This is a genomic window from Streptomyces justiciae (genome assembly GCF_015163075.1).
Taxonomy (GTDB): domain Bacteria; phylum Actinomycetota; class Actinomycetes; order Streptomycetales; family Streptomycetaceae; genus Streptomyces; species Streptomyces justiciae.
Map to the genome: position 1 here is coordinate 45,994 of NZ_JADDXU010000034.1, position 22,816 is coordinate 68,809.

General features: G+C 71.6%; 20 protein-coding genes and 1 pseudogene. 7 read left to right on the forward strand and 14 right to left on the reverse strand.

The features are described from left to right. Positions 1-23 precede the first annotated feature (23 nt). From fdxA to IQ210_RS46165, 13 genes and pseudogenes are all read right to left on the reverse strand, one after another. Positions 24-260, reverse strand: a pseudogene (gene fdxA, locus IQ210_RS46105) (ferredoxin); the annotation flags it as partial. Beyond that, positions 257-1,297, reverse strand: coding sequence for a 2-oxoacid:ferredoxin oxidoreductase subunit beta (locus IQ210_RS46110; protein WP_194085241.1), 1,041 nt, complete (start codon positions 1,295-1,297; stop codon positions 257-259). The pseudogene fdxA and the gene IQ210_RS46110, both read right to left, overlap by 4 nt. After that, positions 1,287-3,176, reverse strand: coding sequence for a 2-oxoacid:acceptor oxidoreductase subunit alpha (locus IQ210_RS46115; RefSeq protein WP_407699750.1), 1,890 nt, complete (start codon positions 3,174-3,176; stop codon positions 1,287-1,289). Before IQ210_RS46115 ends, IQ210_RS46110 begins: the two co-directional genes overlap by 11 nt. Before the next feature lie 47 nt (positions 3,177-3,223). Next, positions 3,224-3,814 (reverse strand): malonic semialdehyde reductase, encoded by a 591-nt coding sequence (locus IQ210_RS46120; RefSeq protein ID WP_194085242.1) that lies wholly within the window; start codon positions 3,812-3,814, stop codon positions 3,224-3,226. Positions 3,815-3,916: 102 nt separating this feature from the next. Continuing rightward, on the reverse strand, positions 3,917-4,930 hold the full coding sequence (locus tag IQ210_RS46125) for a 3-oxoacyl-ACP synthase III family protein (protein WP_228049633.1): 1,014 nt from the start codon (positions 4,928-4,930) through the stop codon (positions 3,917-3,919). A 14-nt stretch (positions 4,931-4,944) separates the two neighbouring features. Next, positions 4,945-6,114 (reverse strand): hydroxymethylglutaryl-CoA synthase, encoded by a 1,170-nt coding sequence (locus IQ210_RS46130; protein WP_194085243.1) that lies wholly within the window; start codon positions 6,112-6,114, stop codon positions 4,945-4,947. A gap of 3 nt (positions 6,115-6,117) precedes the next feature. Next, positions 6,118-7,179, reverse strand: a complete 1,062-nt coding sequence (locus tag IQ210_RS46135) for a hydroxymethylglutaryl-CoA reductase (RefSeq protein WP_194085244.1) — start codon at positions 7,177-7,179, stop codon at positions 6,118-6,120. Then, positions 7,176-8,270, reverse strand: coding sequence for a type 2 isopentenyl-diphosphate Delta-isomerase (gene fni / locus IQ210_RS46140; protein ID WP_194085245.1), 1,095 nt, complete (start codon positions 8,268-8,270; stop codon positions 7,176-7,178). The genes IQ210_RS46135 and fni overlap by 4 nt, the downstream gene beginning before the upstream one ends. Then, positions 8,267-9,358 (reverse strand): phosphomevalonate kinase, encoded by a 1,092-nt coding sequence (locus IQ210_RS46145; protein ID WP_194085246.1) that lies wholly within the window; start codon positions 9,356-9,358, stop codon positions 8,267-8,269. Before IQ210_RS46145 ends, fni begins: the two co-directional genes overlap by 4 nt. Then, positions 9,355-10,674: a diphosphomevalonate decarboxylase gene (mvaD, locus tag IQ210_RS46150; RefSeq protein WP_194085247.1), complete on the reverse strand. Its 1,320-nt coding sequence runs from the start codon at positions 10,672-10,674 to the stop codon at positions 9,355-9,357. Before mvaD ends, IQ210_RS46145 begins: the two co-directional genes overlap by 4 nt. Further along, complete coding sequence (gene mvk / locus IQ210_RS46155) at positions 10,664-11,671, reverse strand: mevalonate kinase (RefSeq protein WP_228049634.1); 1,008 nt, start codon at positions 11,669-11,671, stop codon at positions 10,664-10,666. Before mvk ends, mvaD begins: the two co-directional genes overlap by 11 nt. 147 nt (positions 11,672-11,818) lie before the next feature. Next, on the reverse strand, positions 11,819-12,019 hold the full coding sequence (locus tag IQ210_RS46160; protein ID WP_194085249.1) for a MerR family transcriptional regulator: 201 nt from the start codon (positions 12,017-12,019) through the stop codon (positions 11,819-11,821). After that, complete coding sequence (locus IQ210_RS46165) at positions 12,016-12,642, reverse strand: hypothetical protein (protein ID WP_194085250.1); 627 nt, start codon at positions 12,640-12,642, stop codon at positions 12,016-12,018. The genes IQ210_RS46160 and IQ210_RS46165 overlap by 4 nt, the downstream gene beginning before the upstream one ends. A gap of 382 nt (positions 12,643-13,024) precedes the next feature. Here IQ210_RS46165 and IQ210_RS46170 point away from each other — a divergent pair, with 382 nt between their 5' ends. The 5 genes from IQ210_RS46170 to IQ210_RS46190 all read left to right on the forward strand — a co-directional run bounded on the left by IQ210_RS46170 (position 13,025) and on the right by IQ210_RS46190 (position 20,782). Beyond that, entirely contained in the window at positions 13,025-15,001 is a 1,977-nt protein-coding gene (locus tag IQ210_RS46170) for an FAD/NAD(P)-binding protein (protein ID WP_194085263.1), read from the forward strand. After that, entirely contained in the window at positions 14,998-16,422 is a 1,425-nt protein-coding gene (gene pcaB / locus IQ210_RS46175) for a 3-carboxy-cis,cis-muconate cycloisomerase (protein ID WP_194085251.1), read from the forward strand. Before IQ210_RS46170 ends, pcaB begins: the two co-directional genes overlap by 4 nt. A gap of 142 nt (positions 16,423-16,564) precedes the next feature. Next, a complete protein-coding gene (locus IQ210_RS46180) occupies positions 16,565-18,118 on the forward strand; it encodes an FAD-dependent oxidoreductase (protein WP_194085252.1) in 1,554 nt (517 codons plus the stop codon). A gap of 343 nt (positions 18,119-18,461) precedes the next feature. Next, the gene (gene qcrB, locus IQ210_RS46185) at positions 18,462-20,228 is read left to right on the forward strand and encodes a cytochrome bc1 complex cytochrome b subunit (RefSeq protein ID WP_194085253.1); all 1,767 of its coding nucleotides are present in this window, start codon (positions 18,462-18,464) and stop codon (positions 20,226-20,228) included. Positions 20,229-20,425: 197 nt separating this feature from the next. After that, positions 20,426-20,782 (forward strand): DUF3099 domain-containing protein, encoded by a 357-nt coding sequence (locus IQ210_RS46190; protein WP_194085254.1) that lies wholly within the window; start codon positions 20,426-20,428, stop codon positions 20,780-20,782. A gap of 8 nt (positions 20,783-20,790) precedes the next feature. Here the strand turns inward: IQ210_RS46190 and IQ210_RS46195 are convergent, their stop codons facing one another. Next, on the reverse strand, positions 20,791-21,522 hold the full coding sequence (locus IQ210_RS46195; RefSeq protein ID WP_194085255.1) for a helix-turn-helix domain-containing protein: 732 nt from the start codon (positions 21,520-21,522) through the stop codon (positions 20,791-20,793). A gap of 232 nt (positions 21,523-21,754) precedes the next feature. Here IQ210_RS46195 and IQ210_RS46200 point away from each other — a divergent pair, with 232 nt between their 5' ends. Together IQ210_RS46200 and IQ210_RS46205 are read left to right on the forward strand one after the other, a co-directional pair. Beyond that, a complete protein-coding gene (locus IQ210_RS46200) occupies positions 21,755-22,417 on the forward strand; it encodes a DUF4097 family beta strand repeat-containing protein (RefSeq protein ID WP_194085256.1) in 663 nt (220 codons plus the stop codon). A gap of 18 nt (positions 22,418-22,435) precedes the next feature. Then, positions 22,436-22,816 (forward strand): ATP-binding cassette domain-containing protein (locus IQ210_RS46205; protein WP_194085257.1); only part of this gene is annotated, 381 nt, incomplete at its 3' end.

Here is a 22,816-nt window from a genome sequence, read left to right on the forward strand (position 1 = left end):
CTCATATCCGTATCTGACTAGGCGACCTCGGTGAGGACGTCCTGTTCCGCGTTGCGGTAGTGCTGCCACTCCTCCGGCAGGTCGTCCTCGAAGAAGATGGCCTCGACCGGGCACACCGGTTCGCAGGCACCGCAGTCGACGCATTCGTCGGGCTTGATGTAGAGCCGGGTCCGGCCCTCGTAGATGCAGTCCACGGGGCATTCGTCCAGGCACGCCTTGTCCTTGACGTCCACGCAGGGCTCGGCGATGACGTAGGTCATGAGGTTCTCCTTTGCGAGGGCACGGTCCAGGTGTCGGCGCCGGTGAGCAGCGCCGCCAGGTCGCCCTTGCCGTTCTGTTCGATCGCGGCGTCCAGCTGGCCGGCCAACTGCGTGTCGTAGACGGGCCGTTCGACGCTGCGGAAGACACCGATGGGGGTGTGGTGCAGGGTGTCCGGGTCGGCGAGGCGGGCGAGGGCGAAGGCGGTGGTCGGGGAGGGGGAGTGGGCGTCGTGGATCAGGACGTCCGCCTCGTTGTCGGCCGTGACGGCCACGACGCGCAGGTCGCCGGTGGCCGGGTCGCGGACGACGCCCTTGGCGCCGTCGGTGCCGAAGCGGATCGGCTGCCCGTGTTCGAGGCGGATGACGGCTTCCGCGGCCTGCTGCTTGTCCTTGAGGGCCTCGAAGGCGCCGTCGTTGAAGATGTTGCAGTTCTGGTAGATCTCGATCAGCGCGGTGCCGGGGTGGGCGGCGGCCTCCCGCAGCACCGAGGTGAGGTGCTTGCGGTCGGAGTCCACGGTCCGTGCCACGAACGACGCCTCCGCGCCGAGCGCGAGGGACACCGGGTTGAACGGGGTGTCCAGGGAGCCCATCGGCGTCGACTTGGTGATCTTCCCGACCTCGGAGGTGGGGGAGTACTGGCCCTTGGTCAGGCCGTAGATCCGGTTGTTGAAGAGCAGGATCTTGAGGTTGACGTTGCGGCGCAGGGCGTGGATCAGGTGGTTGCCGCCGATCGACAGCGCGTCGCCGTCGCCCGTCACCACCCACACGCTCAAGTCCTGCCTGGACGTGGCCAGGCCCGTCGCGATGGCGGGTGCGCGGCCGTGGATGGAGTGCATGCCGTACGTGTTCATGTAGTACGGGAAGCGGGAGGAGCAGCCGATGCCGGAGACGAAGACGATGTTCTCCTTGGCCAGGCCGAGTTCGGGCATGAAGCCCTGGACGGCGGCGAGGATCGCGTAGTCACCGCAGCCGGGGCACCAGCGCACCTCCTGGTCGGACTTGAAGTCCTTGGGCAGGAGCGGCAGTTCAGTGGCCATGGATGGTCGCCTCCAGTGCGTCGGCGAGCTGCTCTTCCTTGAACGGCATGCCGTTGACCTGAGTGAAGGGCTGTACGTCGACCAGGTACTTCGCCCTCAGCAGGGCCGACAGCTGGCCGAGGTTCATCTCCGGCACGACGACACGCTCGTACCGTCCGAGCACGGCGCCGAGGTTCTTCGGGAACGGGTTGATGTGACGCAGGTGCGTCTGCGCGATGGACTCGCCGGCCGCGCGCAGTCTGCGGACGGCGGCGGTGATGGGCCCGTACGTCGATCCCCAGCCCAGCACCAGCGTGCCCGCTCCGTGCGGGTCGTCGACCTCGACATCGGGTACGTCGATGCCGTCGATCTTGGCCTGCCGGGTGCGGACCATGAAGTCGTGGTTGGCGGGGTCGTAGGAGATGTTGCCCGTGCCGTCCTGCTTCTCGATGCCGCCGATGCGGTGTTCGAGGCCGGGCGTGCCGGGGACGGCCCAGGGGCGGGCGAGCGTCTGCGGGTCGCGCTTGTACGGCCAGAAGACCTCGGTGCCGTCGGCGAGGGTGTGGTTGGGGCGCTGGGCGAACTGGACGCGCAGGTCCGGGAGTTCGTCCGGGCGCGGGATGCGCCAGGGCTCGCTGCCATTGGCGAGGTAGCCGTCCGAGAGCAGGAAGACCGGGGTGCGATAGGTGACCGCGAGGCGGGCCGCCTCCAGCGCCGCGTCGAAGCAGTCGGCCGGGGTGCGCGGGGCGACCACCGGCACCGGCGCCTCGCCGTTGCGGCCGTACATGGCCTGCATCAGGTCGGCCTGCTCGGTCTTGGTCGGCAGACCGGTCGACGGCCCGCCGCGCTGGATGTCGATCACCAGCAGCGGCAACTCCAGCGACACCGCGAGGCCGATCGTCTCCGCCTTCAGCGCCACACCCGGGCCGGAGGTGGTGGTGACCGCCAGCGAGCCGCCGAACGCGGCACCCAGGGCGGCGCCGACCGCGGCGATCTCGTCCTCCGCCTGGAAGGTGCGGACACCGAAGTTCTTGTGCCGGCTCAGCTCGTGCAGGATGTCGGACGCCGGGGTGATCGGGTACGAGCCCAGGAACAGCGGCAGGTCCGCCTGCTGGGAGGCCGCGACCAGGCCGTACGACAGGGCCAGGTTCCCGGAGATGTTGCGGTAGGTGCCCGCCGGGAACGCCTCGGCGGCCGGCGCGATCTCGTAGGAGACCGCGAAGTCCTCGGTGGTCTCCCCGAAGTTCCAGCCCGCGCGGAACGCCGCGAGGTTCGCCTCGGCGATCTGCGGCTTCTTCGCGAACTTCGCCCTCAGGAACTTCTCTGTGCCCTCGGTGGGCCGGTGGTACATCCACGACAGCAGGCCCAGCGCGAACATGTTCTTGCTGCGCTGCGCGTCCTTGCGGGACAGCTCGAACCGCTCCAGCGCCGCCACGGTCAGCGTGGTCAGCGGCACCCGGTGCAGGCGGAACCCGTCGAGCGAGCCGTCCTCCAGCGGACTCTCGGCGTACCCGACCTTCTGCAGCGCCCGCTTGGTGAACTCGTCGGTGTCGACGATGATCTCCGCGCCGGGCGGCAGATCCCCGACGTTCGCCTTCAGCGCCGCCGGGTTCATCGCCACGAGCACGTCCGGGGCGTCACCCGGGGTGAGGATGTCGTGGTCGGCGAAGTGCAGCTGGAACGACGAGACACCCGGCAGCGTTCCGGCAGGCGCCCGGATCTCGGCGGGGAAGTTCGGCAGCGTGGCGAGGTCGTTGCCGAACGACGCGGTCTCCGAGGTGAAGCGGTCACCGGTGAGCTGCATGCCGTCACCGGAGTCACCCGCGAACCGGATGATCACCCGGTCCAGGCGGTGGACGTCCTTGCCGGCTTCGGCCGGGCTGCTGACCTGGCTGGTCACTGAACTGATCCTCCCTGAAGGCGGCTCGGGCGCGGGGCGGCCCGTGCTCAGACGGTGGTGACGACCTCGTCGACGGCCAGCCGCGGGGCCCGCGAACGCCACGCGTCCGGGCCGGGCCGGCCGATGTTGACCACCATCAGCGGCGTGTGGTCGTCGTCGAGGAACTCCTTCTGCACGCCGGCCGGGTCGAAGCCGCCCATCGGGCCCGCGGCGAGCCCCGCCGCGCGCAGGCCGACGATGAAGTACGCCGCCTGCAGAGCGCCGTTGAGCAGCGCGGACCGCTCACGGACCGGGCGCTCGGCGTAGAGGACGTCCTTGATCTGCGGGGCGTGCGGGACCAGCCGGGGCAGCTCCTCGTGGAACTCGTTGTCCGTGGCGAGGATCGCGACCAGCGGGGCGGCCGCGGTCTTCGCGCGGTTGCCCTCCGCCATGCGTGCCACGAGGCGCTCACGGGCCTCGGGGGAGCGGACCAGGACGATGCGCAGCGGGTTCTGGTTGGAGGCGGTCGGGCCGTACTTGATCAGGTCGTAGACGGCCTGGATCTGCTCGTCCGTCACCGGCTCGTCGGTGAACGTGTTCGCGGTACGGGCCTCGCGGAACAGCAGGTCCTGGGCGGCGGCGTCGAGTACGAGCGACATGGGTGCAAACCTTCTGGATAGAGGGGTGGACCGTTGGTACGGGTACGTCGCCAACCCCTCGGCGGCCGGGCCGAGGGGCTGGGCGGTCTCAGGGGCGTCCGCTCACCACTCGACCAGGGCGAAGCTCGCGGCCATGCCGCCGCCGAAGCCGGCCAGCAGGATCAGCTCGCCCTTGCGGAAGGCGCCCTCGCGGGCGGCCGCGTCCAGGGTGATCGGGATGGAGGCGGCGCCCGTGTTGCCGTAGTACGTCACCGTGCGATGCATGGTGGCGCGGGGCAGGTGCAGCGCGGGGAAGACCTCGTCGAGCATCGTGCCGTTGGCCTGGTGCGGCACGAAGTGGCTGATGTCCGCGGCCTCGACCCCCGCCTCGTGCAGGAACTCCTTGGTCAGCTGCGGCAGTTGCTCCACCACGAAGCGGCGCACCTCACGCCCCTCCATCGCGAAGTACTGCAGCCCGGCGTCCAGCCCGTCGGCGTCCACGGGCAGCCGGCTGCCGCCCGCCGGCACCCTGATCAGCCCCGACAGCTCACCGAACGTACGCAGCGAGACATGCCGGACGACCGGGCCCTCGGCGGTCGGCCCGACGACCATCGCACCGGCCCCGTCCCCGAACAGCACGACCGTCCTGCGGTCGGCCGGGTTGAGGATGCGCGAATAGACGTCCGCGCCGATGACCAGCGCGTAGCCGCCCCGCCGCAGGATGACGCTGCCCACGGCGGAGAGCGCGAACACGGTGCCGGAACACACCGCGTTGACATCGAACGCCGCGGTGCCGGACGCGCCGAGATTCTGCTGGACGTAGGCCGCCGTCGGCGGCTGCGGCCGGTCCGGCGTCGACGTGGCGACCGCGATCACCGACAGCTGCTCGGCGGTGATGCCGGCCGACGCCATCGCGGCCCGCGCCGCGGCCGTCGCCAGATCGGACGTGGCCTGGCCGTCGGCGGCCCAGCGGCGCTCACGGATCGTGGTCTTACGGGTGATCCAGGCGTCGTCGACCCCGGCCGGCGCACCGACCTCGTCGTTGGAGACGATCCGGTCCGGTACGTAGGCACCCGTACCGACGATCCTGACGTCCTTCATGGGGCTTCCCGTACCGAGGATCGTCTGGTCTGTCATGCGGCTGCCCTCGCTTATCGGGTCTCGTACTGGCGCTTGTGACCGCTGATCCCGGCCAGCCGGAACGGGCCGGTGGTCTGCCGCTCGGTGGCGTGGTCGCCGCCGTCGGTGGGGAACGACCGCTGGTGCAGCTCGCGGTAGGTGGCGTAGTCGACCGGCTTGCGGCGGGCGATGGCCTCCCGGTTCGCCTCGGTGCGCAGCCGCTCCCGGTAGCCGGCGACGACGGTCCCGGCGAAGAACTCGGCGACCGAGCCGGAGCCGTAGCTGAGGAAACCGATGGGCTTGCCGGTCAGGTCGTCCGCCTGGTCCAGCAGCGCGGCGAGGCCGAGGTACACGGACGCGGTGTAGCTGTTGCCGATCACCGTGTTGTAGGCGGTCGTCTGGCCGATGGCACCCGCGATGGCGTCGCTGTCGGTGTCGTAGCCGCAGTAGTTCAGCAGATGCCGGTGGGCCTTGTAGGCCATCTTCGTGAACGGCTGGTGGTAGCAGAACGCGGCGAACTCCTCCAGCGCGCGGCCGCCCTGCTCCGAGTAGTCCTTCCAGGTGCCCTCCACGGCCTGGAGGTAGGCGCCGATGGACTCCTGACCGTCGACCAGGGCCGTGGACAGGTAGTTCGGCCGCCAGAAGTCCATGACGTCGGCGGTGAACAGACCCGAGGGGTCCTCGATGCGCACCAGCGCCGGGTCCATGCCGACGAGCATGGCGACCGCCGCCGCGCCCTGCGTGGCCTCACCGGGGCTGTCCAGCTCGTACTTGGAGACGTCACTGGCGATGACGAGGACCTGCTGGGCGGGGTCGCGCTGGACCAGGCCGATGGCGAACTGGAGCGCGGCCGTCGCCCCGTAGCAGGCCTGCTTCAGCTCCACGACCCGGGTCGCCGAGGGCAGTCCGAGCAGCGAGTGGACGTACACGCCCGCCGACTTGGCCTGGTCGATGGAGGACTCGGTCGCGAAGACGACCGTGCGGATGCGCTCGCTGCCGTGCCGGGCGACGATCGGCGCGGCGGCCGTCGCGGCCAGCGTCACGATGTCCTCGTCGGCGGCCGGCACGCTCATCGACTCCTGGCCGATGCCCACGTGGTACTTGCCGATCTCGGTGCCGTTGTAGGCGGCGAGGGCGGTGTGCGGCAGGACGAACTCGCCGGTGGCGAACGACAGATCGTGGATTCCTATGGAGAGTGACATGCCCTAGACACCTACCTTTGCGGTCGAGTTGGCGCGCTCCAGCTGGACGTGCGCGCGCATCAGTTCCCCGGGGTTGGTCTGCGCCGCGAGCAGCGACAGCTCCCCGCACAGCACCGTGGCCGCCGCCAGGACGGCGAGGCGGCGGGCGTTCTCGCCGGGCGCGCGGTCCTCCCGGCAGCCGAGCCGGTTCAGGTTCGTCTCCACGAAGGCCAGGCCCTTGCCGTTGCCGACCGAGCCGACGATCAGGTTCGGCAGGGTGCAGGCGAAGTACAGGTCGCCGTCGCGGTCCTCGGCGGTGACGACACCCTGGGAGCCCTCGACGATGTTCGCCGCGTCCTGGCCGGTCGCCAGGTAGAAGGCGAGCAGCATGTTGGCGTAGTGGGCGTTGGCCGAGCGGATGCCGCCGGCCAGCAGGGTGCCGAGCAGGTTCTTGCGCAGGTTCAGCTCGGCGATCTTCGCGGCCGTGGTGTGCAGTACGTCGGCCACCACGTCCCGCGGCACGAGCAGCTCGGTGACGACGTTCTTGCCGCGGCCGAGGATGCCGTTGATGGCGGTGGCCTTCTTGTCCGTGCAGTAGTTGCCGGAGATCGACCCGTAGGAGATGCCGGGGACGGTCTCCAGCAGGTGCTTCAGGAGCGCGTCGGAGGCGAGGGTCGCCATGTTGTGCCCGGAGGCGTCACCGGTGGAGAACTCGAAGCGGATGAAGAGCAGGTTGCCGGTGATCTCGTGGCGGATGCCGATCAGCTGGGCGAACCGGCTGCATCCACGCACCACCTCTTGCAGCTCGTCGATGCGGGCCTCGATGGTCCGGGCGGCGGTCAGCGCGGTCAGGGCGTCGGTCGCCTCCACGAGCACCGAACGGGTCATCCGCTCGTCGACGAGGGTGGCGACGATGCCCTTCTCGGCCAGCCGGGACACCTTCGCGCCCCGGCCCACCGACGGCCACAGCGGCGACTCGTACGTGGCCAGCGGCACCTGGGTCTCGGTGGTGGCGACGTTCCCCGAGATACGGACGGGCCCCACCCACCTCATCGGGACGCCGGCGATCGCGTGTGCTTCGGTCATCGTGTGCTTCCTGTCATCTCGGAGAGGGCGTCGATGGAGCTGGAGCGCTGGGCGAACCGCCGGGTGTCGATGCCCCGGTCCTCGCAGAAGTCCCGGAGCTCGCCGTGGATCAGCAGGTCGCAGCGGGTCAGGTCGGCGGGGGTGCGGGCGCCGAGCATGGTCTGCAGGGCGGCGATCTGGTCCAGCCAGGTCGAGATCTGCGCGATCAGCGCCGAGACGTCACAGTCGATCAGCGTGCGCAGGAACCCGCCGGAGGAGCCCACCGCGCTGGCGCCGAGTGCGAGGGCACGGGCCACGTCGAGCGGGTTGCGGACCCCGCCGGAGGCCAGCAGCGGGAAGCCGACGTCCTGCGCGTCCAGCAGACAGGCCGGCGCCGACTGGCCCCAGCCGTGCAGGAAGGCGTAGTCGCCGAGCTCACGCCGGCCGTTCTCGATCCGGGCGAAGTCGGTGCCGCCGCGGCCGCTGACGTCGGCGACCTTCACGCCCAGGTTCGGCAGCGCCAGGATGGTCTGCCGGCTCAGCCCGTTGCCGACCTCCTTGACGATCACGGGGACGTCGACGCCCGCCGCGATCTTCTCGATCTGCGCCGCCCACGACCCGAACGACCGGTCGCCCTCCGGCATCGGCGTCTCCTGCGCCGTGTTGATGTGGATCTGCAGCGCGTTCGCCTCGATCAGGTCGATGGCCCTGCGCGCGTTGTCCACGGACGCCGTCGCGTTGACGTTCGCCAGGACGAACCCGTTCGGGTTCTCGGTCCGCAGCACGCGGAACGTGTCCGCGCACGAGGGGTCCTTGAAGTAGGCGTGCATCGAACCGGAAGCGATGGCCACCCCGGTCTCCCGGGCGGCGGTGGCCAGATCCCGGTTGATCGCACCGGTCTTGAGGCTGCCGCCGGTCATCGCGTTGATGTACAGCGGCGCCTGCCAGGAGATGCCGGCGAAGGTCGTGGCCAAGGACACCTCCGGCCGGTCGATGCCGGCCAGGGCGTGGTGGACGAACGACACCTCGTCGAACTGGTTGCGTCCGCTGTGCGCGTGCTGCTGCTCCATGGCCAGCCGGACGTGGTCATCCTTGCGCTGAGCGCTGCTCATTCCTCGATCCCTTCCAAGGCGGGGGAGAGCGGCAGGGGCAGCACCCCGGCCGCGGCCCACCGTTGACGTACGTGCGCGATGTCGTGCGGGGCGGCGGCGTCCAGCAGGGCGATGCCGCAGTCGCCGCCGCCCGCCCCGGAGGGCTTGGCCGCACCGCCGACGGCCTCGGCGGCGTCGGCGAGGGCCGTCAGTTCGGGCGTGAAGATGCCGAGGCCGACCTCGTCGTCCAACCGGGCCAGCTCCTGCCGGGCCCGCCTGAGCTGCTCCAGCAGGCCCGGGCCGTCGCCGTCCTCGAGCGCGCCGATCGCGGCCTGCACGAAGTCGGCCGTCGTCGCCACGAACTTCTGGTGCGAGGAGGTGCCCCGCCAGGTGCGCCGGTGCAGACCGGCGACGAGGGACTTGGTCGAGGCGGGATTCCCGGTCCAGCCGACCTCCAGCACGAGCCCGGCGGGCGGCGGCAGCCGTCGTACCGCGAAGCCCGGCCAGGGTGCGCGCAGCGTCTCCTCGACGCCGTGGCGCAGGACCTGGGCGAGGACCTGCTCCCGGTCGGGCGCCTGATAGGCGATCCAGCCGCCCCAGACGCTGGCGGCGAGATCACCGCCGGAGCCCTTGGGGTCGATCCGGGCGGTGGCGATCAGCGCCAGCCGGAACAGCTCCTCGCGGGTGAGCTCCACACCGCAGTACGCCGCGACCGAGGCGACGGTCGCCACGGTCACCGCGCCGCTCGAACCGAGCCCGTACTTCCTGCCGTCCTCGTGCAGCGTGCTGGTGATCGACACGCTCAACGGGTGCAGGGGCAGGCCGCGTTCGGCGAGCAGGGCGCCCACCGTCTCGATCGCGGCCACCACATGGGCGCTGCCGCCCTCGCCGCCGGCCAGCAGGCCGTCGTGCCAGTGATGGCGCACCGGGCGCGGGCTGAGATCGGAGGTGACGACGACGCCGGGCTCGGCGGAACCCGAGACGGTGACGGTGATGTACCGGTCGACCGCCACCAGGATCGCCGGGCTGCCGGGCTCCACCACCGCGTACTCGCCCGCGACGAACAGCTTCCCCGGCGCCCGCCGCACGACGCTCCGCCGGGAGGTCATCGTCCGTCCTCGGCCAGCAGCCGGGCACCCGGGCCCGGACCGGCGATGTGCACCGCGCCGCCGGGGGCCGCGGCGCGCACGGTCTCGGCGACCCGGTCGGCGTCCGCGCGCCGGCACAGCACCTTGACGTTCGGCCCGGCGTCCATCGTCGCGTAGGCCGGTACGCCGTCCCGCCGCAGCGCGAGCACGCTGTCCAGGACGGTGAGCGTGGCCGGCGACAGATACCGCACGGCGGGGCGGGCCGCGAGCATGGTGGCGTGCATGCCGAGCGCGTTGCGCTCCGCGATCTCACCCACCGCCGGCAGGTCACCGCGGCCGAGCGCCGCCCGCATGTCGGCCAGGTCGCCCTTGCTGGACAACGCCCACGGCTCGAACAGCGGTGAGGTGTCCATGGTGCGGCGCATGGCCGTACGGCTGGACACCTCCTTGGGGCCCGCGTTGACGACGGCGATGACCAGCGCCGGGTCCAGGGGAGCGGTCTGCACCGGCTCGGCGTACGAGCTCAGGTCCGCCTCCTCGGGGGTGCCGTCGGTCCGGCCGGCGTGCCAGATGGCGAAGTCGCCGAAGATCGACCGCGAGGCCGACCCCGATCCGCGCCGGGCCAGCCTGGACAGGCCGGCGGCGTCGAGCTCCAGCCCGTAGGCGGCGGCCGCGGCGACCGCGAGGGCGGCGAACCCGCTGGCCGACGACGCCAGACCGGCCCCCGTGGGGACGGTGTTCTCGGTGTCGACGTCCGCCCGTTCGGCGCGGCCGGCCCGCTCCCGCACCAGCTCGAGGAAGGCGATGATGCGCCGCTCCGCCTCACCCGTCGCGGGCCGGCCGTTGAACGTGACCGTGTCCTGCCCGGCCTCGGGGGCGAGCCGGACCCGGGTGGTCGTGGGGAAGATGTCCAGGGTCATCGACAGACTGTCGGTCCGCGGCAGGAACAACCGCTCGTCGCTCTTGCCCCAGTACTTGATCAGCGCGATGTTCGGATGCGCGACGGCCGTGGCGGAATGCCCGAGGCCGGGGCGCGACGACGTGACCGGTTGGCCGATGCAGATGGGCGGCACCCGGGAGGGCACGCCCACCTGCCCGGCCCCGGTGGCCGACTGCTCCGCGTGCAGGGGCGACTGTGCCGAGGGCGTGGTCGCCTGTTCTGGGCGCGCGCCGGGCTGATCGGCGCGCCCGCCGGGCTGATCGGCGCGCCCGCCGGGCTGTGCGGGGCGCGGGGCCGGCTCCGTGGAGGGCGCGGGCGGCTGGCCCGCGAGCACGCTGGGTTGTTCAGCACGCGTGCCCGGCTGCTCCGTGTGCAGGGTCGGCTGTTCAGAGCGCATGAGCGGCAAGCCTCCTCAACGGCACCACCCACGTCTGGACGGCGCCGGCCTCGTGCAGCTGGGCCGCGACCTGGCGGGCGTGTTCGGGCTGGGTCATCGCCAGGACGCAGCCGCCCAGGCCACCCCCGGTGATCTTGGCGCCGAGGCTGCCCGCCCGCAGCGCGGCCGCCACCATCGCGTCGATCCGGTCGGTGCTCAGACCGGCCGCGCGCAGCAGCTCGTGATAGTCCGTCAGCCGCGCGCCGAGCTCCTTCTCCGCGCCCTCGGCGAGAGCCTGCTCGGCCTCTTCGATGAGCTCCGTCGCACGGCGCAGGAACCGCTCCTCCGCCCCGCTCTCGCGCACGAACCCCGCGCGCAGCAGCTCGACCGCCTCCCGGGTGCTGCCCGCCGTACCGCTGTCCGCGATGATGAACAGCCCGTCGCAGCCGATGCTCAACTCCGTCGCCACGCCCGCCTGGAACCGCAGCGGACCGGCCGCGCCGACGGTCATGGCGTCGACGCCGCTCGCCCGGCCGTGGGTGACGTTCTCCGCCGCCTGCACCAGCTCGAACGCCGTGTCGTCGGTCAGCTCGCGGCCGAACAGATCGGCCAGGGCGAGGATGATGGCCCGCGAGTTCGCGGCACTGGAACCGAGCCCGCGCCCGGGCGGGATGGCGCCGTCGAGGATCACGTCGAGGTGCGGCCGGTCCGCCACACCCAGGCGCGTCCGGAACGCCGTGGTCAGCCGCCGCAGCCCCTCGGAGGCCTGCGTCACCACCGCCCGGGACGCCGACCCGGTCATCGTGAAGGACAAGTCGCCCTGGCCGTCGGGGACATGGGAGGACCAGCCGGCGCTCGCCGTGGCGGTGAGCTGCGGGATCGGCAGCGCGAGTGCCGGAGTGCCGTACACCACCGCGTGCTCGCCCAGCAGGATGGCCTTGGCATGGGCGCGGCCGATGCCGACCGAGCGCGCCCGATGGTTTTCCGAAACCCCCTGAACTGAGGTCGGTAGAGTCAACGCACTCAGCTCCCCTTGTTGTTTCCGCATTGAGATCGCATCGTCCAGATTTCTAGTAAGGAATGACGGAGCGGCCGGCCCGGCGGCCGACGGGATTCCTTGCACGGGGCTGCGGGATCGACGCGAGCCGCCCCGTTGACACAGGTCTCAATTCGATGACGGAAAGTCCCGGCGGCGCTGGGCGATTTCCGTGAGCTCGTCTATGTCGAACTCCGAGCGGCAGTTCGGCGCGCCATAGCGGGTGATCTTCCCGCGGCTCACCCACTTGCGGATGGTTGCCTCGGAGACCCCCACGGCGAGCGCGGCCACGTTGGTGGGAACCAGCCTGTGGCGTGGCGGTTTCGTCATGCGGAGACACCCTTTCGCTGCCGCTCCATGAGCAGCCTCAGATTCAGCCATTCATGCATTTCCCAGGAATGCCCGGCGGAGCACGCGATGACGTTGCCGCCCGCGCCCCCGCCACACCCCGGCGCGGCGCTGATCATTCCGTCGCAGCCGTCCGCCACACACCGCCGGATCAGGGTGCGCAGCTCACCGGGTTCGGGGTCGATCGTGCTGCGCAGTTCGGCGACGAGACTCTCCACCTCGTCCGCGAAGTCGGCGGCCGGCGGCTGGGCGGCGAGCCACTCCAGATGCCGGGTCAGGAAACGGGCCAGCTGCGGCACGGAACGCGCCGGAGCCGGTACCCGCAGCTTCTCCACCACGATTTCCGACCAGGACTCGAGAGTCGCCAGGATGTTGTGACGGGCGTCCAGCACCGAGATGTTCAGGTAATCCTGCCTGCGGCTTCCCGAGACCCTTGTGGGGTTGGTCCGCCGGTATGTCGGCGACACATGGTGCAGACATTCCTGGTGCAGACCGGGGAGTACCCGCAGATTGCGTGCCGTCTGGCTGATGCAGGCGGCGCAGAGAACGGACCCGGTGACGGCCAGGCATTCCTGGGAGTGCTTTCTCGGGCACGGGTGAACCATCGTCGGATCTCCTTCATGAGGCGGCTCGCCGTTCGCAGCCGTCATGAGCGCTTGCCGGGTGAGGCTTTCACTCGAACGTCTCGAACGTAGGGACCAGTTCTGGAGTCCCGATACAGCCCCGTTCGCGGCCCGGCGGAGGTGAGGTTCTCAAGTGGATTTCCATTCGCCTCCGAGCGCAGGTTGAGCGCTTGCCTCGACGGTGGCGGAGGAAGGAGGCGCTGTGGACGGTACGCATGGAGGCGAACGCGCAGTAAGCGTCGGACTCACCGCAGGGCCGCTGGTAACGGCGGCTGTTCAGCATGCCCTGGACGAACCGGTCCCATTCGGTGGGCCGGACACCCGAGAATTCGCCAGGCCCACCGGAGGTGAGGCGGCCGCGCACCTGGAGGTCTGCCTCGTCGGCGCGGGCCCACGAGGCCTTTCCGTACTGGAACGGCTCTGTGCGCAGGAGAGGAAGTCGCCCCGCTGGGACAGCGTCACCGTGCACGTCGTCGACCCGGACCCGCCGGGCTCGGGCCGGGTGTGGCGCCCCACGCAGTCCCGGCACCTGCTGATGAACACGGTGTCCTCGCAGGTGACGGTCTACACCGACGCCAGCGTGCGCATCGACGGCCCGCTGGACGAGGGGCCGAGCCTGTACGAGTGGGCCAAGGCCCTGGCCGGCCACACCCTGGAGTCCGCCCCCGCGGGCGGCTACGACGACGACGTCCTCGCCGAGGCCCGCGATCTGGGCCCCGACTCCTACCCCACCCGAGCCCTGTACGGCTCCTATCTGACCTGGGCGTTCCAGCGGGTCGTCGCGGGCGCCGCCGCGCACGTGACGGTACGCACCCATTCCGTACGGGCGGTCGCGCTCGAGGAGGACAGCGGCGAGGAGGGCCGGCAGACCGTCGTCCTGGAGGACGGCACCCGGCTGACCGGCCTGTCGGCGGTCGTCCTCGCCCAAGGCCACGTACCTGCGCAACTCACCCGCACAGAGCGGGAGTTGACCGAGTACGCCGAACGCAACGGACTGACCTACCTGGTCCCGTCCAACCCGGCCGACGTGGACCTGTCGGGCATCCGGCCCGGCGAGCCCGTACTGCTGCGCGGCCTCGGACTCAACTTCTTCGACTACCTCGCCCTGTTCACCTACGGCCGCGGCGGCATCTTCACCCGCGTCGACGGCAAGCTGGTCTACCGGCCCTCCGGCCGCGAACCCCGCCTGTACGCCGGCTCCCGCCGCGGCGTGCCCTACCAGGCGCGCGGCGAGAACGAGAAGGGCGCGCACGGCCGCTACTACCCGCGGCTGCTGACCGCCGGCTACATCGCCAAGCTGCGCGCCCAGGCCCCCGACCGCGGAGCCATCGACTTCGCCGCCGACCTGTGGCCCCTCATCTCCAAAGAGGTGTGCGGCGTCTACTACGCGGCCCTGCTCACGGCCCGCGGTGAACTGCCCGACGTCGTCGAGGAGTTCACCGAGCACTACCTGGAGGCCGAACCCGGCGCCGACGAGGACGCGCTCCTCGACGCCACCGGCATCACCGTCGAGGAACGCTGGGACTGGGACCGGGTCGGACGCCCCTACGGCGACCGGGTCTTCGCCGGCCAGGCCGAGTTCCGCGCCTGGCTGCGCGGCCACCTCGACGACGACGTCCGCCTGGCCCGCCAGGGCAACGTCAGCGGACCGGTCAAGGCCGCCCTCGACGTCCTGCGCGACCTGCGCAACGAGCTGCGGCTCGCCGTCGACCACGCCGGCCTGACCGCCGACTCGCACCGCGACGACCTCGACGGCTGGTACACCCCGCTCAACGCCTATCTGTCCATCGGCCCGCCCGCCTCCCGCATCGAGGAGATGGCCGCGCTCATGGACGCCGGCATCCTCGACGTCACCGGCCCCGGCATGCGGGTCACCGCCGACGAGGACGACCCGCTCGGCCCCTGCTTCACCGGCACCTCCAGCGAGATACCGGACGTACGGATACGGGCGACCGTCCTCGTCGAGGCCCGGCTGCCCGAGATCGACCTGCGCCGCACCGCGGACCCGCTGATGAGCCAGCTGCTGCGCACCGGTCAGTGCCACCCGTACCGCATCCCGGGCCCCGACGGCACGGGCGCGGCGGACTACGAGACCGGCGGCCTCGCCGTCTCCGAGCGGCCGTACCACCTCATCGACGCGGCCGGCGTACCGCACCCGCGGCGCTTCGCCTACGGCGTGCCCACCGAGTCCGTGCACTGGGTCACCGCCGCCGGCATCCGCCCCGGTGTCGGCTCGGTCACCCTGGAGGACTCCGACGCCATCGCGGCGGCCGTGCTCGCACTGCCCGCGCCTCCCGCCGCGGCACGGCAGGAGCCGGCGAAGGCGAGGGCGAGCGTATGACGTCCCTGTACGACACCCCGCACACGCGGACCCGGGACGACCTGTCCGCCCACCTGGACGCCGGCCTGCTCTCCCCGGTGCGGGCCGGCACCCCGGTCGAGGCCGCCGTCGGCGACAGCGCCTGGTTGCAGGCGATGCTCGACGCGGAGGCTGCCCTGGCCCGCGCCCAGGCCCGCTGCGGCACGGTGCCCGCGCAGGCGGCGGCGGCCATCACCGCCGCCGCCCGCGCGGACCTGCTCGACGTACGCGAACTGGCGCTGGCCGCGCGGGAGACCGCCAACCCGGTCGTCGGACTCGTCAAGGCGCTCACCGCGGTCGTCGCCGAACGCTCCCCGCAGGCCGCCGAGTACGTGCACCGCGGCTCCACCAGCCAGGACGTCTTCGACACCGGCGCCATGCTGGTCACCCAGCGGGCGCTGCGGCTGATCGTCGCCGACCTGCGGGCCGTCGCCGACGCGTTCGGCGGGCTCGCGGCCGAGCACCGGGACTCCGTGATGGTGGGCCGCACCCTCGCCCTGCACGCCGTACCCACGACGTTCGGGCTGAAGGCGGCCGGCTGGCGGCGGCTGGTCCTGGACTCCGTCGAGCGCCTCGAACGCGTCGCCGACACCGGCCTGCCGGTCGCGCTCGGCGGCGCGGCCGGCACCCTCGCCGGATACCTCCAGTACGCCGGTGAGGGCGCCGATCCCGCGGCCGTACTGGACGGACTCGGGGCCGCGTTCGCCGACGAGACCGGGCTGACCGAGCCCGACCTGCCGTGGCACGCCCTGCGCACCCCCGTCGCCGACGTGGCCGCAGCGCTCGCCCACACCGCCGGCGCCCTCGGCAAGGTCGCCGCGGACGTCCTGGTGCTCACCCGCACCGAGATCGGCGAGGTGTCCGAACCGCAGGTCGCCGGACGGGGCGCGTCCTCGGCGATGCCGCACAAGCGCAACCCGGTCCTGGCCACCCTGATCCGCTCGGCCTCGATCCAGGTCCCCGCCCTGGCCGCCGTACTCACCCAATGTCTGGCGACGGAGGACGAGCGGTCGGCTGGACTGTGGCACGCGGAGTGGCAGCCGCTGCGCGAGGCCCTGCGGCTGACCGGCGGCGCCGCACACACGGCCGTCGAGCTCGCCCGCGGGCTCGTCGTCCGCCCCGACCGGATGCGCGCCAACCTCGCGGTGACCGGCGGCCAGTTGGTCACGGAGCGCATCTCGGCCGTCCTCGCACCACGCCTGGGCAAGACGGCGGCGAAGGAACTCCTCACCCAGGCCTCGATCCTGGCCTCCCGCACCGGCCTGCCCCTGTGCGAGGTGCTCTGCGACAACCCCCAACTGGCCGGCATCCTCACCCGCGAGGAGGCCAGGGCGCTGATGGACCCGTCCGCCTACACGGGCACGGCGGGGTCCCTGGTGGACCGGTCCCTGCGCCAGGAATGACACCCCCGAGGCGTACGGGGCTCCCAAGGCTCCGTACGCCGGCACACCCCCACACGCACCTCCGCTCAACTCCCGCTAGCGCCCCCCTCGAATCCCGCTCGAGACGGCGTCGAAGCAGGTCGCGGCGGCGGAGCGGCGGCGCATGATGCAAGCACAACGCACAGGGGAGGCGGCCGAGTTGGGCGTGGACGCGCGTGTGGGTGACAGGGGTGGCGGGCACGGGCACGCCGTCGTGATCGGGGCCGGCCTCGCCGGACTCACCGCGGCGCGGGCGCTCGCCGGATTCATGGACCGGGTCACGGTCATCGAACGGGACTGGCTGGCGCGGGGACCGGGCCGCCGCCGGGGTGTGCCCCAGGCACGGCACACCCACGGCCTCACGACCACCGCCCATCAGGGGCTGGAGAAGCTCTTCCCCGGCATCGGCCACGACCTCGTGCGCGCCGGAGCCGTCCGCGTCCGCGTCCCCGAGGACATGCTGCTGCTCGGCCCCGCCGGCTGGCTGCCCCGCTTCGACGCGGGCCTGTCCCTGCTCAGCGCCGGCCGCGACCTGATCGACTGGACCGTACGGGACCGGCTGCGCGCCGACCCCAAGGTGACCTTCCTGCCCCGCCAGGAGGTCGTCGCCCTGGAGCCCGGCCCCCAGGACACCGTCACCGGCGTCTGGGTACGCGGCCGCGACCGCACCGCACCCGACGGCCACACCCCCCGGCGCCTGATAGCCGCCGAGTTCGTCGTGGACGCCTCCGGCCGCGCCTCCCGCGCCCCCGAATGGCTCGCCGAACTCGGCTACGCGCCAGCCCCCGAGTCGCTCGCCGAGGCCGGTACGACGTACGCCACCAGCCTGTACGCACCCCCTGTCGGCCATGTCGCCGACTTCAAGAGCCTGCTGCTCATGCCCACCCCCGACGACCCCCGCCAGGGCATGCTCCACCCCGTCGAGGGCGGCCGCTGGTCGGTGACGATCGGCACCGGCGACGGCACCCCGCCCCCCACCGACCACACGGAACTGCTGCGCGCCGCCGCCGGCCTGCGCCACCCGCTGCTGCACGAACTCGTCGAGGCCGCCACCCCGCTGGGCCCCGTCTACAGCTGCCGCACCGTCAGCCGCCGCCGGCACTACGAGAAACTGCGCCGCTTCCCCGACCAGTTCCTCGTCCTCGGCGACGGCCTCGCCGCCCTCGACCCGGCCCACGGGCACGGCATGACCCTCGCCGTGGAGTACGCCCTCGTCCTGGACCATCTGCTCACCGCCCACGGCACCGCCGTAGGCATCGGCCACCGGCTGCGCCGCGCGCTCGCCCACCGCCTCGACCCCGCCTGGCGGGCCGGCGCCCCGGCACCGGCCGCGCCGACCGGACTGCGCGCCCGCCTCGGCCGCCGCTACGCCTCCCGGATCGCGGCCGCCGCGACCACCGACCCGAGCGCGGCCACGCTGCTCCTGCACGCCCACGAGACCCTCGCCCCGACGGCGGCCCGGCCACGCGCCCTGCGCCTCGCCCTCGCCCCCTGGCGCGCCGCCGCCCCCACCACGCCACCCAGCCTCACTCACGGCCCCGAAGCCCGCCGCCGCAGGCCCGCCGCACCGGCGGCACCCGCTATCGGCGTCTCCACCGGCGCCGGCCGGCCCCGGCCCACCGGCTCCTCCGCCCACTGGCCCGCCGCGGCCCCGGCCGGCGACCGGCCCCGGCCGTGAACTCCCCTGCACGGCAAGCGACTTGGGATGCGCCATGGTCAATTCCGTCGCGGTCCGGATCACCCGCTCATACGCTCGGAGCCATGACGGAAGTGGAGCAACGAGCAGACAGCAAAGCCCACTTGAACCATCCGGTCCCACAACTCCCTCAAGAGTCGCTTGAGTCGGCGCTTGAGTATCGCTTGAGCGCGGTTGTTCGGGTTCCCCGCACGTGGATAGCGTTTCAACCGCTCCAGGGCACGGGCCCGCTTGCGCCGCGGCAGGCCACCTCCACCACCGACCACCCAGAGGTCGGCACCGGTGTGCCTGTGACGGCCGAGCGGCGAGGGGAGGGCGCGCGGGTATGAGCACGACCGAAAGGGCGCCGCAGAGTGCGCGCACCGCACCATCCAGGGGCGAACGCATCGCCGACTGGACCGACGGGCGGCTCGGGATCTACAACTTCAGGTTCCTGATCCGCAAGGTCTTTCCCGACCACTGGTCGTTCATGTTCGGTGAGATGGCGCTCTACAGCTTCGTCGTGCTGATCCTCACCGGTCTCTGGCTCACCATGTTCTTCGATCCGAGCATGACCGAGACCGTCTACCACGGGTCGCACACGCCGCTCCAGGGCATACCGATGTCCCAGGCCTACGCCTCCACCATCGAGATCAGCTTCGATGTGCGCGGCGGCCTGTTCATCCGCCAGCTGCACCACTGGTCGGCCCTGATCATGATCGCCTCGCTGTGCGTGCACACGCTGCGGCACTTCCTCACCGGATCGTTCCGCAAGCCGCGCGAGCTGAACTGGCTGATCGGCTTCACCATGCTGGTCCTGGTGACTCTGGAGGGCTTCGTCGGCTACTCGCTCCCCGACGACCTGCTCTCCGGCACCGGCCTGCGCATCGCCGAAGGTGTCACGCTCGCCATCCCGCTGGTCGGCACCTATCTGACGCTGTTCCTCTTCGGCGGCGAATACCCCGGCAACGACGTCATCCAGCGGTTCTACAGCTTCCACATCCTGCTGATCCCGGGCATCGTGCTGGCGCTGGTGACCGTCCACCTGATCCTGGTCTTCTACCACAAGCACACCCAGTTCCGGGGTCCCGGCCGCACCGAGAACAACGTCGTCGGCCAGCCCCTGATGCCGCACTACACGGCCAAGGCGGGCGGGTTCTTCTTCCTCGTCTTCGGTGTGCTCGCGCTGCTCGCCGGCATCGCCCAGATCAACCCCGTGTGGACGTACGGCCCCTATCGCGCCGACCAGATCTCCCAGGGCTCCCAGCCCGACTGGTACATGGGCTTCCTCGAAGGCGCCCTACGGGCCATGCCCGCCTGGGAGTTCGTCCTGCCCGGCGGCTACACCGTCAACCTGGCCGTGCTCATCCCGGCGGTCGTCCTGCCCACCTTGATGATGATGGTGATCGCCCTCTGGCCGTTCCTGGAGGCCTGGGTCACCAATGACCGGCGCGAGCACCACCTGCTCGACCGGCCGCGCGACCACCCCACACGCACCGCGTTCGGCATCTCCTTCGTCTCCCTCTACCTGGTGCTGTTCTTCGGCGGCGCCAACGACATCCTCGCCGAACGCTTCCATCTGTCGCTGAACCAGATCACCTGGGCCGTACGGATCGGGATCTTCCTCGTCCCGGCCGTGACCTACGTCGTCACCCGGCGGATCTGCCTCGGCCTCCAGCGGCGCGATCGCGACAAGCTGCTGCACGGCCGCGAGACCGGACGCATCAGGCGGCTGCCGCACGGCGAGTTCGTCGAGGTCCACGCCCGCCTGGAGCGCGAGCAGGAGTACAGCCTGCTGTCCCGGGACGTCCGCGAGGTCCTGCCGGCCCCCGAGGCCACGGACGCCGACGGCGTGCCCAACCCGCGGGCCCGCAAGGAGATGCTGCGCCACCGGGTCAGCCGCTGGCTGTACGGCAACCAGATCCCGAAGCCGACCCGCGAGGAGATGCGCCACGCCCTGGAACACCTGGAACCCACCACCCCCCACGGGCAGATCTCGCCCAACGGACACGGACCCGCCTCGTCGAACGGGCAGGTCTCGTCCAACGGCCATCTGACCGCCGGCGGCCACCCGGCCGCGGGGGAGCGGGAGTCGGGCCAGGAAGTCCACTGACCCGGGTTCGAGCGGAGGACCGGGCCGGATGAGGCGGCGCGGGTGACAGGGGACGGTCACCCGCGCCGCCGTCTTTCCACCGTCGGCCGCGCGCCGGCGCAGCCGCCGTGCCGCCGCGGCCGCGCGCTGGAGCAGCCGTCGTTCCACCGTCGGTCGTGCGACCGCGCCCGGCGTCCCGACCATCCACGGGAGACCCGATGAGCCGAACCCCATGGCGCCGTGAGGAACCCCGGGCCGAGTCCATCACCCGGGCGCGCACCGGACTTTCGCAGGACCTGCGCGGCCGTCAGCGCCGCTATGTCACGGCCATGCTGGTGCGCAGCGCCTGCGTGGTGCTGATGGCGCTCACCTGGGACCGCTGGCCCGCCGTCGCGGTCTGCGCGCTCGTCGGCGGGGTCGTCATCCCGTACGTCGCGGTCGTCGCCGCCCAGGCCGGGTGGCGCCAGCAGCGGGGCGTACGGCCCGAACTGGCCCGTACCGACGACGAGCCCGCCCCGCGGGTCGTCCTCGAAGGCACCCTGATCCTGCCGCCGGAACGCAACACGGCGGGCTGAACGCTCCGTCAGCGGTCCGAGACCGCCGGCCCGGGCTTGCTGTGAAGGATCTCGCGTGCCTGCTCCGCGGCGCGGGCGGTGTTCTCGGCGACGAAGTCGAGGAAGCGGGCGATGTTCTCCAGGCGGGTGCCGGCCTGGGTGCCGGCGCCGAGTACGCCGACGCCCTGCCGTGCGGTCTCGGCGACCTCGGCGGTGGCACGGGCGCTGGCGACGATCCCCTGGTACATGATGTCGTCGTCGACGACATAGCGCTCACGGCGGCGTTCGTCGCGTTCCCGCCGGACCATGCTCTGACTGTCGAGGAACGCGACCGCCTTGGAGACGGACGCCGGGCTGACCTGGAGGCGGGCGACGAGCTCGGACGCGGTGAGGCTGCCCGTGTCGCTGACGGTGAGACTGGCCATCACCCGGGCCATCATCTTGGGCATGCCGGACGCCATGAAGACGGTCGTCAACGTCTCCTCGTACTCACGCACCGCCTCGGCATCGCGCCCGTAGGCATCCTGTGCCGCCTCCGGCCCGCGCGGCGCGGACGGCTTACGGCGGTGAGCGCGGCGTTCGGTCGCGCGGTGCGCCAGGTCGGCGCGGTACGAGGTGGGGCCGCCGTTGCGCATCACCTCGCGGGTGACGGTCGAGGTGGGGCGTTCGAGGCGGCGGGCGATCTCCGCGTAGGCGAGCCCGTCGGCCAGTCCCAGCGCGATCTGCTGACGTTCCTGCTGGGTGAGCCTGCCTCCGGGCATCGCGGTCTCCTTCTGTGTGCTCCTCGGGTGCCCTCAGCATAGCGTTCACCTTCGAATCATTGCAACGTGTCGCTCGCGCCTGTTGCGTTAAGCGTCAAGCCCGTTGCAATGATTTCCTTGCATCTAGCTGCACTGATGCTATTTCTGCGCAACGAATGCGTTGCCAACATCGTGAACGCAACGTAGCTTTTCCGTTGTCAGAAACCGCAGCGAATGCAGGAGACAGACCGAGATGCAGACCTTCGCCACCACCGCCCCGATCACCGCCCGCCTCGACATCCCGGCCGGCCGCATCCAGTTCATCGCCGCCGACCGCACCGACATCACCGTCGACGTCCGCCCCGCCAACCCCGCCAAGAACCGCGACGTGAAGGCCGCCGAACAACTGGAGGTCGGCTACGCCGACGGCGTCCTGCACATCGCCGCCCCGCCGCCCCAGACCCGGCTCCTCGGCCACACCGGCTCCGTCGAGGTCACCGTCCAGCTGCCCGCCGGCTCCCACGTCCAGGCCAAGGCCGCCGCCGCCGAACTGCGCGGCGTCGGACGCCTCGGCGACATCGCCTTCGACGGCGCCGACGGTGCCGTGAAGATCGACGAGGCCGCGAGCCTGCGCCTGGCCGCCTACGGCGACGTCACCGTCGGACGCCTGACCGGCCCCGCCGAGATCAGCACCCAGAAGGGCGACATCCGCATCACCGAGGCGGTGCGCGGCGCCCTCGAACTGGCCACGCAGATGGGCGACATCACCGTCGACACCGCCCACGGCGCCTCCGCCTCCCTGGACGCCGGCACCGGCTACGGCCGCATCAGCAACACCCTCAAGAACGACGGCACCGCCGACCTCACCATCCACGCCACCACCAGCCACGGCGACATCACCGCCCGCAGCCTCTGACATCGGAGAGAGCCCACCATGACGAACACCGCCATCGCGGCACACCAACTACGCAAGTCCTACGGCGACAAGCTCGTCCTCGACGGCATCGACATCGCCGTCGAGGAGGGCACGATCTTCTCCCTGCTCGGCCCGAACGGCGCCGGCAAGACCACCGCCGTCAAGATCCTCTCCACCCTGATCAGCGCCGACGAAGGCACCGCCCGTGTCGGCGGCCACGACCTCGCCGGCGCACCCCAGTCGGTCCGCGCGGCGATCGGGGTCACCGGCCAGTTCTCCGCCGTCGACGGTTTGATCACCGGCGAGGAGAACATGCTCCTCATGGCCGACCTGCACCACCTGCCCAAGGCCGAGGGCCGGCGAGTCACCGCCGAGCTCCTGGAGCGCTTCGACCTCACG